Source organism: Sulfolobus acidocaldarius DSM 639, assembly GCF_000012285.1.
GTDB classification, from domain to species: domain Archaea; phylum Thermoproteota; class Thermoprotei_A; order Sulfolobales; family Sulfolobaceae; genus Sulfolobus; species Sulfolobus acidocaldarius.
The window spans coordinates 1,006,115-1,020,343 of record NC_007181.1; the positions used below are offsets into that span (position 1 = coordinate 1,006,115).

Below are 14,229 nucleotides of genomic sequence, written 5' to 3' on the forward strand. Positions count from 1 at the left end.
GTGGATATCTTAGAATTAGCTATACTTACATTGTTGTCAGACCAGGAGGAACTAAGTATAAGGGAAATTGGAAATTATCTAGGAGTAAGGAATATAAGGTTATCAAGATCGCTCAAAGAGTTGGAGAAGAAGGGATTAATATTCACTAAAGCTCTTATAGGAAATGGAGATATGATAATTGGCATCACCGAGGAGGGTGTAAAAGAACTATATAAGAATTATATTGTATTGAGAGATTTGGTTAAAGAAATGGAATACAGTCTATGCACTAAATTCGACTGTTAGAACCACTTAAGTAAATCATACAAAAGCTTCAAAAATTCCTCCTTATGTATTTCATAGATTACCTCTGTGTTAGGATTTTTCTTCCATATAGAAAGATAGTCTATGACCACCATACCTCTGGTTAGACAATCACAATTCTCTACATCTACAAAGTGTTTGTCCGATCTTTTAACAACATTCTCATGGTTTAAAGCCACTACTGTAGTGATTAGATCAGGGTGAGGTGTACCCCCAATTTTTTCATTTTTCATTGAATACTCTCTATAGTGAGTGTAAATATCTACATAGAACTTAGACATCTTAGTATTCATGTTCTTAATCTCTTCCCATTCCCTGTTGTCTACGGGATAGTTCACTATAACGTCCCAAGGCACCATTGTTATATCAAATCCTGCATTAAATACTATCTTAGCAGCATCGGGATCAACCCAAATATTGTATTCAGCAACTGGAGTTATATTTCCTCTACCCCAAGCTGTTCCACCCATCACCCAGACTTTCCTTATCTTCTCAGTTAATGTCTTATCTTTCAAATATGCTAACGCTAAATTTGTGAGTGGGGATATAGCCAGAATTTCCAGTTCTCCAGGATATCTGTCGGCAATATCAACTATGGCGTCTAATGCCTTTTTGTTCTCAGGCTTGAGTTTTTGTGGCTTTGCAATTTTATCCCCTATTCCTCCTTTACCATGAACCTCTTCTACACTCCTAAAGTCCTTGACCAAAGGCTTATCACTGCCAGGATAGACCTTAACATTTTCCTCTCCTATATACTCTAGAGCCCATAACGCATTATTAACCTCTTGTTGGTAAGAAATGTTCCCCTCAACAATTGTTACCCCTTCCACACTCACTTTGTGTCTCAAAAGCATGAACAAACTCATTATATCGTCCTCTGCGGTGTCACAGTCAATAATGAAGTGCCTTACCATAATAGTAATTTAAGCAATGATCTTATATTTGTTGTCTCTAATTTACTTCACATTCTCAGTTAGAAATTTTTATTTTTAATGAAAACACAGATTGTTTTAGTATGTTAAACGAATTCCTAAAGGAAGTCAGTGATAAGGGTATATTAGTTCTAAACGAGTCTGAGGGTTTTAAAAGGGATTGGACGCCTTTATTAGCCCTAAGGGAATTCTTAGGACAAAAAGTTGGAAAGCCGAGTGCGGTAATTAAACCAAAATCTGTGGAGGAGATCACTGAAGTAATTAAACTAGCTAACAATTACAATGCATGTGTTGTTCCATATGCTGGAGGATCTAGTGTTGTAGGAGGTGCTTATCATAACTCTTGCACAATTTTAGATCTATCTGAATTAAATAAGGTATTAGAACTTAATGAGGACGATCTAACGGTAACAGTTGAAGCCGGAATCAAAATTAAGGACTTAGAAGACAAGTTAAATTCCAAGGGTTATACATTAGATTATCACCCACAATCCTTTTTCCTAGCAACTATAGGAGGAGCTATAGCCCATAAAGGGTCTGGCTCCCACAGTAGTAGCAATATAGAAGAGTTATTGTTGTGGATTGAGGTAGTTTTACCTAACGGAGAAATTGTCAGAATAGGTCCAGATAAATCAGTCAGGAACTCAATGGGACCAGGAATGTTGAGTCTCTTTATAGGTTCTGAAGGTACATTGGGAGTTATCACCAAAGCAAAGCTGAAAATTAAACCCTTAGCAAATTATCATAAGGATTTGGCATTTTACTTCAATTCAATTGACGACGCCATAAAATTTGCAAAAGAATATACGATAAGATTACCACCACCATACAGAGTTGTGATTCACGACAGTGAGAGCGCTAATTATATGTTAGGTCTTCCGTATTTCATCTCCTTGGTTAGAGTGAGGGGCTATGACCAAGAGCTTGTCGATGTAGAGGAGAGACTCATAAAAAGTATAGCGTTAAAGTATGGTGGTAAAGAGGGAGATAAAGAAACTGTAAGGAAATGGAGGGACGTCTTTGCAAGAAACTATGAGGCGAATTTTTTGAGTCTAGTCCAGTCTGGATATTGGACCGATACTCTTGACTTAGCTGGAAGTTGGAGTATAATTCCAAAAATTTACAAGGAGTTAAGGGAGAATCTGTACTTAATTAATGGAGTCAAAAGTGTACTTTCAAGATTTACTCATCTATATATAAATGGCACGTGCTTATACGTTATGGTTATTTTGAGACAGGATCCTGAAGTACTCTTGAAAGTCTGGGAGACTGCAGCTGAGGTGGTCATAAAGTGGGGAGGGTCTACATCTCATCATCATGGTGTAGGGTTTCTGAAAAAACCATGGATTCTAAGAGAAAAGGAGGATGAAGTGAGGCTATATAAGATGTTTAAGTTATCACTAGATAGTAAGGGGATTATGAACCCCGGTAAGTTAGTGGATTAATTAAAGATATTTTTAACGTCTAATAATTTCTTTAACTTTAGGTAGATTTCTTTTGGTCTATCCCTTGAATAATACTTAAACTGGCTTAACTTCTCCACGTCAGCATCAAATATTACAAAGGCTTTAGAATTATATATCCAATAGGCATAGCTAGGATTTGAGAGTTCAATTATCTTCTTAAAACTTTCAAAAGTGTCATCTCCTTCAACAATTATTTCATCTCTTTCCCTGTCAACCTCAACCATAGGTACACCCTCGTCTACACTGAATCCCTGTAATAACACTTCTTCGGAAAAAGATGCATGGACATTAAATCTCCCGTCATATTCTACAAGTAATACTAATGGTCTTAATGAGGAAACTTTCATAATTTCCTCTTCAGTTGCATCGTTTTTGTCATACGTCAGTATTCTTCTGGGCTTTTCAAATAATTTTAATTCAGCACGCGAAATAGCCCCCAAAAGACCCATGGAACCGACAAAGACCTTCCATTTCATCCCACCATAAGGTGTCAGAAACCTAGTCCATAGTGTGAAATCTGATGGTCTCCCATAAGATGTAGTGAGTGGGGATATAGGATTAATAGCCAATAGCCCTCCTATTGTACCGTCGTAAAGTGTTGGGAGTAGTAGCCCATTTTCACTAGCTTCCTTCCTAATCTTTGTTACATCAGCACCAGCTAATGCTTGGACTTTACCATCCTTGATCTCATACCAATTCATGTTTTTAGTGTAGACATATTCATCAACTTTAGATATCCTACCATGTCTACCATAACCTAAGACCTGGATCTTCTTATTGTCAAGGTATGCTGACCGTATAATTCTGAATAATTCTTCTTCACTATGAATATCCATTTGAAAATTATATGTTTATAAAAAGTTTAAATACCCTATCTCTACATCAGAAAGTCTTAATGTTTTTATTTTTACTTGTCTCATTTATCTTATGCCCAAAGTAGCGGTAATTATGGGAAGTAAGAACGATTGGGAATATATGAAGGATGCAGTGGATATTTTGAAAGAGTTTGGAGTGGAAGTTGAGGTAAGGGTTGTTTCGGCTCATAGAACCCCAGAGTTTATGATGGAGTTTGCGAAAACTGCGTCCCAAAAAGGGATTGAAGTAATAATTGCTGGAGCTGGAGGAGCAGCCCATTTACCAGGAATGACTGCTTCCTTAACTCACCTACCTGTTATAGGTGTTCCTGTGCCTTCTAAGAACCTAAATGGACTTGACTCACTGTTATCTATAGTTCAGATGCCTTATGGGGTTCCAGTAGCTACAGTTGCTATAGGAAATAGTAAAAACGCAGCATTGCTAGCACTAAGAATATTAGGAATTAAGTACTCAGAGATTGCCGAGAGAATTAAGAAGTTTATGGAGGATATGAAAAGTGAAGTCCTTAACACGAAACTACCTTAAAATTGGAATTCTAGGTGGAGGGCAATTAGGGTGGATGATGATATTAGAGGGAAGAAAATATCCATTCACTTTCTATGTTTTAGATGATCCAAACACACCAGGGTGTAGAATAGCAGATAAATGCTTTCCGCCAGAAAAGTACAAAGAAATGATAGATGAAGTTGATGTGGTTACTTTCGAATTTGAACATGTACTAGATAAAGCTTTAGAATATGCACAGGAGAAGGAGAAACTATTTCCTGGAATTAATAGCGTTGAGTTGAAAAGAGAAAGATATAAGGAGAAATTATACTATAAAGAACATAATTTACCTACACCTAGGTTTCTTGTTGCGGAAGACGGGGAAGAAGCATTGAAAATACTTAAAGAGGAGTTTAACGGTATAGGAGTACTTAAGGAAAGCCTAGGTGGATACGACGGTAAAGGGCAATATTTCATCAAAGGTGATGTTAATAAATATGAGAATTTAAAGAGTAAGAAAGTTAAATTTGTAGTTGAAGAGTTTGTAAACTTCAACTATGAAGCCTCAATAATTGCTATGAGAGATAAAAACGGTAATTTCAAGGCATATCCCCCCACCTTTAACTATAATGAAAAAGGAATCTTGGTCTATAATTATGGACCGTTACACGATAATAGGTTCGAGGAGATTGCTAAAAGACTTGCAGATTCTTTGAACTATGTAGGTACCATGGGAATAGAATTCTTTGTTAGAGACGGTGAAATTTTAATAAATGAGTTTGCTCCCAGGGTTCATAATACCGGTCATTACACACTGGACTCAGCTTACATTTCTCAGTTCGAACAACACATTAGAGCAATAACAGGGATAGAACTAGGTAGTACTGAATTACTTACTTTTGGAGGAATGGTCAATATACTGGGGACAGATGATGTCCCTCCAGAGGTACTAAGATATGGTAAAGTCTACTGGTACGGAAAGCCAGATGTTAAAAAGAGGAGAAAGATGGGTCACGTAAATGTAATAGGAAAAGATTTAGAGGAAGTAAAACAAAAAATTGATATTATTATGAAACTAATATATAAACAAGGTTTAGATTTATGAAAATCAGATTCAAACTATGGTTAGAGACAGATGATGGAAGACCAGTATTAGGAAAGGGTGGTATAAATCTTTTGAAGGAAATTACACTTACTGGATCTATTTCTAAATCTGCGAAATCAATGAATGTATCTTACAAGTTCGCATGGGAGTACTTAAAGAAAGTTAATGAAATTTTAGGTGGGATTGACATGAAGAAAGGCGGTAAAGGAGCTGGCGGAACAATACTGTCAGAGAAACTCGTGGATATAGTAAATTTGTATGAAGAAGCTCAAAAGGAAGTCCAAAATGTACTTGACAAGTACGAAAAGAGACTTAACGAGATTTTAGAGAAGTCAGATTAGATCTCTGAGTAGTTAAGAGGTATATTGTACCCATACTCTGTCCTAGTTATCTGCTTAAGTTCTCTGCTTATTCCCTCGATTGTAATCTCACCTCTGAGACCTCTGAGTATTAGATCATGAAACTCTGAAGGGACATAATCCAATCTTGGATCCATATTATAGAAATCTTTTATTACATTTTCTCTCTTTGATGGATCTATAACAGCCTCCTCAATCTCTCTTTCTAACCATTCTGGGAATGGGAAATTATTCGTCAACGCAACGTAAAGGGATATGGTAAGCGAATAAACATCGAAATTGTACTCAGCCCTTCCACCGAATCTTTGCAGGGGGTGAGCATAATACGGAGTATAATGTATCACAGGAGTTCCCACTTTTACTGAGGAACCTAGGTCGGAAATCTTTGGAGTAATTTTCTCCTCTAGAAGTGCCTGCACAGCCTGTTCTCCGTACTTCGGTAATTTTCCATTAAGCAATATATTGGAGGGCTTTATGTCACAATGCACATATCCGTTTTTGTTAACGTGGATAATTGCATCAGCTATTTTAGAAAACATTATGGACACTATCTCTGGCCATCTAGAGGAATGTCTCAATGTCGAATATTCGTTATTGGTTATAATTTGTCTAAGATCTCCTCCCTCCATATATTCCATTACAATCGCTGGGGGAGAGGAATAATAATCGGTGAAATTCTCGTCTACAAAACTTGCAAATATCCTCACTATGTACTTGGAACCCTTAGATATCTCCTGTAATTTTGCAATTTCATATAACATCTCGTCATATCTGAACTCTTTCTTCACTATCTTCATGGCAAACTTTCTCATGCCCTTCTCCACCAACAAGACATAACCCATTCCTCCACTTCCTATTACTTTTTCCACCTTATACCCGTAGAGTACATAACCGATCCATGAATTAGGGTCAAACTCATTTTGAGGTGTGTATAACTCATAAACCTTGATCTTGCCACACGCATCAACCAAGCCCTCCCTACAAGCGAAGAAGAATTCCTTCTGCGCCTCCATGGGGGCATTCAGGTACTCCAGAGCAATTCCCTTAAGGTAAGCCGTAGAAGAGTTTCTCCTAATCTTTTCAGCCTCTTGTATTGTATCTAGAGCCTCCTTGAACTGTTGGTTCTGTATGTAAGCGTTAGCCAGAGATAAAATGTTTGTGAAGTCTCTTCTTCTCCTTACAGCCTCCTCAAAGTATTTAACAGCTTCCTTATGATTTTTCTTCCTTATGAAATGCCAGCCTAACTTTATCGCAGGTGCGTCATAAGTAGGTAGTATGGACAGAGCCTCGAATAGTGACTTGACATTATATGTCCTCTCAAACTCATCAATTAACAAATTCACTTTATCCCTTAATCTTTTCTCTAGTTCTCTGTATTTTTGCTCAGAGAAGAATGAGTATATTTTAAGTGCTTCTAGATATTCTTCTCTTTTCTCATAGCATTCAGCCACAGCCAATGATTCCTCAGGATATTTTTTCTCGAGTGAATTGTATAATGTGATTGCCTCATCACATTTATTCATGCCTACAAGGGATATTATTGACCTCCTCACTACCTCTCCATACTTAGGAAACTCCTTGAGTAAGTATTTCACCAACTCGTAATTACCTTTCATTAAATCGAATAACTGGGGTAAGTTAGTTTTCAAAACAGGCTTTCCGTTTACGAAAACATAAGTGTTATCCTTCTTTACCTCATCTATTGAGCCGAAATGGATTATGAGAAAATCTTTGGCATCAAAGACATATGCGTTTAGGTTCTTTATCTCGTCAACTAATTTAGCCTCAACTATTTCCTTAACTTTAGATGACTCATGGACTGGTATTGAGGAAAGTTTAGGTTTTCCTTCCCTATACTCTTTCAATACATAGCCAATAACATTATCCTTCACCTTGAATTCGCTAGTTCTTATCAACGAACCATTCATGTAAAGGTAATAAACTCCGTCCTTAACGAATGCTAAATCCATCCTAATTGTTGGGTATTATCCTAAAACTGTATTTAATAAAACTGTAAATAATACATACCAAATCACTTGGTCTCTGGAATTATGGATTTAACAGAGTTGGCTTGACTTGTATTAATAGGGATAAAGCTTATATGGAAGTGATGCGTATGTATATGAAAAAAGTCGGCAAATAGGTGATATAAAATGCAACAGTACAGAGTTGTTTTTGAAGGGGCGTTCTACAAAATAGTGCAGGACGATATGGCTGAAGTATTACTTTTCGAGGGTAAGCCTGTATCAGCGACTTGCGTTGAACATGGAACACATAGAGATCTAAATTGCCCCCATATAGAAAGCCTTTTAAAAAAGATTTTTTATTAACTTAACCTTTCGAGCAAATCACACTTATTTCTATTAATGAGTCTCTGGGTAATTTGGCTACTTGCACTGTGACTCGGGCTGGAGGTCTGTTTGGAAAATATGTTGAGTATACTTCATTAAAGTCATTGAACATATTCAGATCTTTTAGGTAAACGTTAGACATTACCACGTCTTGTAGAGTGAATCCAGCTGATTCAATTATCGCCTTTAGATTCTCCATCACAGCTTTAGTCTGTTCTTTTATTCCGCCCTTTACAAGTTCACCTGTCTTTGGGTCTATTGGTATTTGACCTGAAACGAATAGGAAATTTCCTACCTTAATAGCTTGAGAATATGGACCTATGGGTTTTGGAGCCTTTTCTGTATATATTACATCCATAATTTATACTCGATAGAGAGGAATAATATAGTTTTCACTTTCAACGAGCAAGATGTAGCTGGTAGTGAAGGGCTATAATCAGGTCTCTTTCAGTTACAATAGCAGTAGGTACATTATCATTATCAACAACTATTAATGAACCTATTCTCTCTAACAACATTTTTGCTGCTGCTTCATTTATAGACTTATTAGGATCTATGGTATGTACATTAGGAGTTTTAATATCCTTTATTTTCTCGTAATAAAATGTATCTAAGCTGTTTTTTGAGAGATGTTTCAAGAAGTTCTTAAGTATGTCTGCAGCGGTAATTACACCTACGAGTTTACCTTCAGTATCAACTACTGGTAGTCTCCTAAACCCTCTCTTAACCATTAATTTTGCTCCCTCTACAACAGGCATATCCTCATAAATAGTTGTGACCCTTTTTGTCATAAACTTACTAACCGGATAAACATGATCTAGATCCTGAAAAATTAGCATCATCTCCCTTTCCGTCACTATCCCTTTCACCTTTTTCTCCACATCAATCACAGGTAAGGAGCCTAGATTTCTGGCAACCATTATGGTTAATGCGTCTACCACATCATCGTCCTCATAAACATAAGCAGGCTTTGGTGACATCACTTTACTGATTTCCTTATTCAATAATTCATATAATTGAGCCTGGTTACAAGTTTTCTCACATGCGTCGACAATACATGAAATTAAATCACGAGTGGAAACTATACCCTCAAGACTCTTATCGACAATTATTACTCTTCCTATCCCCCTTGTATTAATTCGTTTAAATGCATCATATAGTTTATCATGTAAGCCTAACACTGGAGGATCTTGTAACATTATTGTTTTTATTTGCATTATAATAAATTATGATTCACCTTTTATAAAGATATGAGTTTATTCATGGCTCTGTATACCTCGGCTACACTCCAAGCTTGAGCAATAGCTCCACCGTTGGAATAAGGTGGAACATCCTCAAATAATTCAGGGATAAAACCATTGTGTAGCTTCGCATATTCCAACAAAGGTTTGAAAGTATCCAATAGAAGCTTAGATCTCACTATGTCAGTCTCGTACCTCAGCTTAGCATCGACATAAGCTCCTATTAACCATGGCCACACTAGACCATTATGATAAGCTTCATCCCTTTTTGCTCTTTCCCCTCTATAAACTGGTTTATATTTAGGGTCTTTAGATGATAGTGTACTTAGCCCGTATGATCTTAAAAGCTCCTTTTCTATTGTTAGTATTACACTCTTCCCCTTTTCAACAGGCAATATGTTAAAAGGAAGTGATATGGCGAAAATCTGGTTAGGTCTTATTGTGTTATCTGGTGTAAATGAGGGAGTTAGGTAATCATAAAGACCCCAATTTGTGACAAACCTCTCCATGAAGGACCTTTTGACCTTTTCTGCAACTTCTCTATACAGTGAGCTTGAGTCCCCCAAGATCTTAGAGAAATAATCAAGTATCATCAATGCATTGTACCACAAGGCATTGACCTCAACAGCTGCTCCCTCTCTGGGGGTTACAATTCTACCATTATAGCTGGCATCCATCCACGTTCTTGGCGCACCCCTGTGAAATAGAATTTCCCCCATTGTATATACAATTCCGTTCCCCTTCATATAGGACTCAACGATATCCTGAAGTATTGGGTAAATCTTTCCTATAAACTGAGTATCACGGGAATAAGTGTAGAGTTTATATATCGAATTGATCGCCCATAAGCTTACGTCAACCCCGAGGTAAATCGGTTCCCCGGATGGGGTAATATGATTAGGTAAGAGACCCCTATTATTGTATTGTAAGTATCTGTTAATTATTTCCTTTGCTTGATCATACAGTCCCTGTAATAGTAGTATTCCCTCAAGAGATATGAATGTATCTCTACCCCATTCATCGAACCAATGGTATCCTGCCACTATGGAATAGCCCTGATGACCTTTCACAAGAAAGTTTAATGATGACTCCCCGAGCAATTTAATAATGTCTGAAGGAGTCTCTTTGATCTCAGACTTATCAAAAGAATTATGGTATGCATGGATTGTCAGTTCATTCTTTTCACTTGTTAAGAAAAATGGATTGTATAGGTTCTCCTTGCTATTATTCCCTAATTCATAGTCTATTACGTAAAAGAAGTCATAGTATGAGTAACCAGTGTTAGTAAGTTTAAACTTATTTTCCACGACGAAATTTAGAGCTAACGACCCATCGTATCTGTAAAGGCTGACTAAGTTATCCTTCACTTTTTGCGTGAATATAAGGTTATCAGGCTGAGAGACTAGGTGATGACTCCTAAATGTCATCAGCGGATAGACCTTTATTGAACCCTCTGTAGCCTTATATTTTATTGTCACACCATTAGTACCTTGGTTTGCAATCAGTAGCTTTTCAACAATAATTCCGTTAACATCGTAAATCCACTTTACGTAATTCCTCCCCCAGTGGAAGTGCTTAAGATATTTATAACCATCAGGATAATAGGCGTTGGAATAATGATTTGTCGAGAGCGGGAAGTCCTCCTTATTTAAAACTAGAAAGTCCTCAAATTTTGAGAGAATTAAGTATCTCTTATGCGGAGGATTGAGAGGGACTACGAGATAACCATGGTAAGTTCTTGAGTTAATACCACAGATCGTTGAGGAAGAATATCCACCAGTGCCAAAAGTCAGCAACCACTCTTTTCTCTCGCATTCTTCGGGTGTATGCATTCATATCGAGATTAGAATGAGTAGTAATTAAAACTATTTACTTAGATTTCTGTGATTCTATACACATTGTATAAAAACATACTTATCCAGTGAAATGTTAAACTGTTGAGATTATAATGATTTTTTACGGGATGAGGCTTAAGACCATTACATGGACTCTTAGTTAGTCTTATCAAATTGCTTCTTTCATCTGGTGAGATGCAATGACCAATTCAGAATGAGACCATACCAATGGTAAAACTGACGTGCTTTGAAGATTATCAGGATCAACTTGTTCAGGAAGTAGACCAGTAGGAACAGCTCTATCTAAAACCCAACTTATGTATTCATTGGCTTTCTGAACATTACCCACTCTTAAATAATACTCTGCTACCCAAAGAGTAGTTATTAACCATGGATTCGGTCTACTCTTACTTCTCCTATATGTATCGCCTTCATATCTTATAATACCACCATTGACCTTTAACGCAGACTCGATTGCATTGATAGTAGATACCATTATTGGGTCTTTAGGATCAATTACTCCGAAGAAAAATGGAGAATACATACTGGCATCAATTGTAGTATCAATATTTCCGTTCTCATCCAATCGTCTAATAAATCTCCCATTATAGGTCATCTTCCTCAACATCATACTTTTCATATACTCTGCTACAGAAACCATGTCACTCGCCATTACCTCATCTCCCATGTCATAAACTAGTTTAGACGCCTCAGTTAACGCACCATACACAGTTGACACTGTATATATATGAATGCCGTAACGCTCCTCCCAGAGGTCAAAACTGGGTTTAGGTAGACCGTCTTCTATGAATTTCATCAGAAACTTTATGGCTGGCTTGATGAAACTTCTGTATATTTCTACTAGCTCATCAATGTCTTTATAAATCCTGTAATGATTTGCTATAGCCCACACCTCTAGTGCAGTCTCATCTTCCTGAATTGGAAGTATCCTTTTTCCTTTGTAAATCCAAGGATGCCAAGAGCTAGCCAGTGTTGAATCAGGATTATATTTGTGGTAAAGATAACCCTCTTCACTGATAAGCTTAGATATGAATTTATAGTGTTTTAAAGCAAGTTCTCCATAACCTGCAATATCTAAAGCGTAGGCTGAAATAGCCGAGTCCCTTGGCCAACAGTAGGTGTAAGCATCACCATAAATTCCCATGAAGGAATAGTCTGAGGACGCGATTATAGATCCATTTTCATTCATGTGGTCTCTTATAGTGAGCAGGCTAATTTTATATAGATCGTTCATCTTTTGTAAGCTAAATTTTCTTTCTGACTTGAACAACCAGTTGGACCAAAATGAATGGTTGGTAACAAATGAGGATTCTATCTCAGTGGAATTTGCCCTTCTTAATAAGGTTTTTATCTCTGATAGACTTCTACCAAAGGCTAAGGCTAAGTATGCCTTCTCGCTATTGGAAGGGTTGATTTCAAGCTCCAATGCGAGAGCCGACTGTACATCCCCATTCTCTATTGGTCGATTACTAAGATAACCACGTCTTATCTCGTCCGCGATCTCCTCCTTGCCTACTGAGTATTCTTGCATATCTTTCAGAATACTAAATAGTTTAATGCCGATATATCGTCTAGACTTGTAATGAACAATCGAATTCGTCTCAGGTTCTATGAACGCTGTATCACCAAAGGGAGTTGAGTAAAGATCTAGATCGAAATTGAATATTAACTTAATTTTTAGTGGTGAGTTAGATGTGTTATAAACCTTTAATATCCTATAGTACAGTGGTGCATAAATATCTGAAAAATCATATGCTAATAATCTTATATCTGAATTTATAGATGCATCTATTTCTGCAATGTTAGTATTGTGGAAGTAATTCAGTGATACTCGCCACTCCTCATCAGGTATTAATTTTCCCTGCGTGAAAATATATTGTCTAACTGGTTTCCCATTAGTGTGGTTTTCCATCCCAGCGTGTGGGTAGTAAATATCTATTATTCTCCCTAACTGATCCAAATTAATCAATGTTCTTTCGTTACCAATACTGACGTATCTCATGTGAGTATCGTATCATATAGCTTACTATCCGCATTAATAACCTTATGTGGATAAATCTTTGAGTTCACTATTTCTGTTCCTTCATCCACCACTGTACCATCAGCTATTACACTATTTACTACCACAGTTGGTTTTTTGGGAGAAGATCTAATCTCTACATGTCTACCCACTATTGATCTTTCAACAATTGCGTTGTCCCCGATATATACTCTGTCCATAACAGCACTCTTTACTACCTTAACCCTTCTACCGATTATTGTGAAATTATCTATTGACGATTCCTCTATATAAGTATCCTTACCTATCTGACAGTGCCTACCAATTAAGATATTTCCCTCAAGTTTCAATTCCCCGTTTCTATACATCCTTTTAATTTTGGCTCTCCTTTTTCTCGAGTCGTAACTAGTACCTTGTACAAATATTCTCCTATTGCTTACAATTTTTACCCCATGGACATCCCTATCATCCAATTCCCTAAGTAAAGTATAAACTGCATCCAGGTATCTACCAGGTGTTCCAACGTCAAACCATAAACCGTCCATCTTATACGCGTATACAGGATAACCTTTCCTTATTAAATAGGGTATGATATCCTTGCCAAAGTCCATTTTACCCATTTCGTACATCTCTTTGACCTCCTCGCTCTCAAATATTTTCCTGATTTCTGGGCTCAATACATATATTCCTGTGTTAACCAGATTTGATGGAGCCTCCTCTCTCCTTGGCTTCTCAACGAATCTCCTTATCTTGTTGTCACTTTCCAATTCCGCAACACCAAACTCCTCAACATTTTCCATAGGTTTGATCACTATTGTCATCATTGCTCTCTTTTCTTCATGATATTCTAATAATTTCTTAACGTCCAATTTGAAGAGATTATCGCCCTGTACAACAAGCACAGGATCATTGATATTATAGTATTCCATGTTTATCCTTACAGAGTCAGCATTCCCTATACTATCTACTCTTGGTTGGTATTTGAAGTGTACTCTAGGCTTTATGTGATACCTTGCTGAGAAACCTATGCCTTCTTGATAGATGTCAAATAAAGATCTATAGTTTACGTATCCTCTCACTCCAAATATTATTTCTTTAATACCCTGTCTGGCTAACTCAATCAAGGTATACTCAATCAGTGGTCTATTCAGAAGCCTCACTGTAGCTTTCGATGTTTCAATAGTTAATGGTCTTAGCCTAGTGGCCTCACCGCCAATTGGTATAATCACTTTTATATCTTCTATTCTAGTCATCA

General features: G+C 37.0%; 14 protein-coding genes. 6 read left to right on the top strand and 8 right to left on the bottom strand.

Annotation, left to right across the window (positions count from 1 at the left end):
• Complete coding sequence (locus SACI_RS05655; protein ID WP_011278035.1) at positions 1 to 285, top strand: MarR family transcriptional regulator; 285 nt, start codon at positions 1 to 3, stop codon at positions 283 to 285.
• Here the strand turns inward: SACI_RS05655 and SACI_RS05660 are convergent.
• Positions 282 to 1,217 carry a nucleoside hydrolase gene (locus tag SACI_RS05660; protein ID WP_011278036.1) on the bottom strand — a complete coding sequence of 312 codons (936 nt, stop codon included), beginning with the start codon at positions 1,215 to 1,217 and terminating at the stop codon, positions 282 to 284. The two genes, SACI_RS05655 and SACI_RS05660, sit on opposite strands and share 4 nt — an antisense overlap.
• 101 nt (positions 1,218 to 1,318) lie before the next feature.
• Here SACI_RS05660 and SACI_RS05665 point away from each other — a divergent pair, with 101 nt between their 5' ends.
• Positions 1,319 to 2,680, top strand: a complete 1,362-nt coding sequence (locus SACI_RS05665; RefSeq protein ID WP_011278037.1) for an FAD-binding oxidoreductase — start codon at positions 1,319 to 1,321, stop codon at positions 2,678 to 2,680.
• Here the strand turns inward: SACI_RS05665 and SACI_RS05670 are convergent.
• Positions 2,677 to 3,537: an FAD-binding protein gene (locus tag SACI_RS05670; RefSeq protein WP_011278038.1), complete on the bottom strand. Its 861-nt coding sequence runs from the start codon at positions 3,535 to 3,537 to the stop codon at positions 2,677 to 2,679. The two genes, SACI_RS05665 and SACI_RS05670, sit on opposite strands and share 4 nt — an antisense overlap.
• Before the next feature lie 91 nt (positions 3,538 to 3,628).
• Here SACI_RS05670 and purE point away from each other — a divergent pair, with 91 nt between their 5' ends.
• Genes purE through SACI_RS05685 form a run of 3 tightly spaced genes read left to right on the top strand, consistent with a single transcriptional unit; the run spans position 3,629 to position 5,509 of the window.
• Positions 3,629 to 4,102 (top strand): 5-(carboxyamino)imidazole ribonucleotide mutase, encoded by a 474-nt coding sequence (gene purE / locus SACI_RS05675; protein WP_011278039.1) that lies wholly within the window; start codon positions 3,629 to 3,631, stop codon positions 4,100 to 4,102.
• A complete protein-coding gene (locus tag SACI_RS05680; RefSeq protein ID WP_011278040.1) occupies positions 4,074 to 5,168 on the top strand; it encodes a 5-(carboxyamino)imidazole ribonucleotide synthase in 1,095 nt (364 codons plus the stop codon). The genes purE and SACI_RS05680 overlap by 29 nt, the downstream gene beginning before the upstream one ends.
• Entirely contained in the window at positions 5,165 to 5,509 is a 345-nt protein-coding gene (locus SACI_RS05685; protein ID WP_011278041.1) for a winged helix-turn-helix domain-containing protein, read from the top strand. The genes SACI_RS05680 and SACI_RS05685 overlap by 4 nt, the downstream gene beginning before the upstream one ends.
• Here SACI_RS05685 and SACI_RS05690 read toward each other — a convergent pair.
• Positions 5,506 to 7,497 carry a serine/threonine-protein kinase gene (locus SACI_RS05690; RefSeq protein ID WP_011278042.1) on the bottom strand — a complete coding sequence of 664 codons (1,992 nt, stop codon included), beginning with the start codon at positions 7,495 to 7,497 and terminating at the stop codon, positions 5,506 to 5,508. The genes SACI_RS05685 and SACI_RS05690 overlap by 4 nt on opposite strands.
• Positions 7,498 to 7,680: 183 nt before the next feature.
• Here SACI_RS05690 and SACI_RS12060 point away from each other — a divergent pair, with 183 nt between their 5' ends.
• Positions 7,681 to 7,857: a hypothetical protein gene (locus tag SACI_RS12060; protein ID WP_011278043.1), complete on the top strand. Its 177-nt coding sequence runs from the start codon at positions 7,681 to 7,683 to the stop codon at positions 7,855 to 7,857.
• 1 nt (position 7,858) lies between these two features.
• Here the strand turns inward: SACI_RS12060 and SACI_RS05695 are convergent, their stop codons facing one another.
• The 5 genes from SACI_RS05695 to SACI_RS05715 form a co-directional block, all read right to left on the bottom strand.
• A complete protein-coding gene (locus SACI_RS05695; RefSeq protein ID WP_011278044.1) occupies positions 7,859 to 8,236 on the bottom strand; it encodes a RidA family protein in 378 nt (125 codons plus the stop codon).
• Positions 8,237 to 8,276: 40 nt separating this feature from the next.
• Entirely contained in the window at positions 8,277 to 9,095 is an 819-nt protein-coding gene (locus SACI_RS05700) for a CBS domain-containing protein (RefSeq protein ID WP_011278045.1), read from the bottom strand.
• A gap of 23 nt (positions 9,096 to 9,118) precedes the next feature.
• The gene (locus SACI_RS05705; RefSeq protein ID WP_011278046.1) at positions 9,119 to 10,951 is read right to left on the bottom strand and encodes an amylo-alpha-1,6-glucosidase; all 1,833 of its coding nucleotides are present in this window, start codon (positions 10,949 to 10,951) and stop codon (positions 9,119 to 9,121) included.
• Positions 10,952 to 11,123: 172 nt separating this feature from the next.
• Positions 11,124 to 12,977: a glycoside hydrolase family 15 protein gene (locus tag SACI_RS05710; RefSeq protein ID WP_011278047.1), complete on the bottom strand. Its 1,854-nt coding sequence runs from the start codon at positions 12,975 to 12,977 to the stop codon at positions 11,124 to 11,126.
• On the bottom strand, positions 12,974 to 14,227 hold the full coding sequence (locus SACI_RS05715) for a sugar phosphate nucleotidyltransferase (RefSeq protein ID WP_011278048.1): 1,254 nt from the start codon (positions 14,225 to 14,227) through the stop codon (positions 12,974 to 12,976). The genes SACI_RS05710 and SACI_RS05715 overlap by 4 nt, the downstream gene beginning before the upstream one ends.
• Between the last annotated feature and the right edge of the window lie 2 nt (positions 14,228 to 14,229).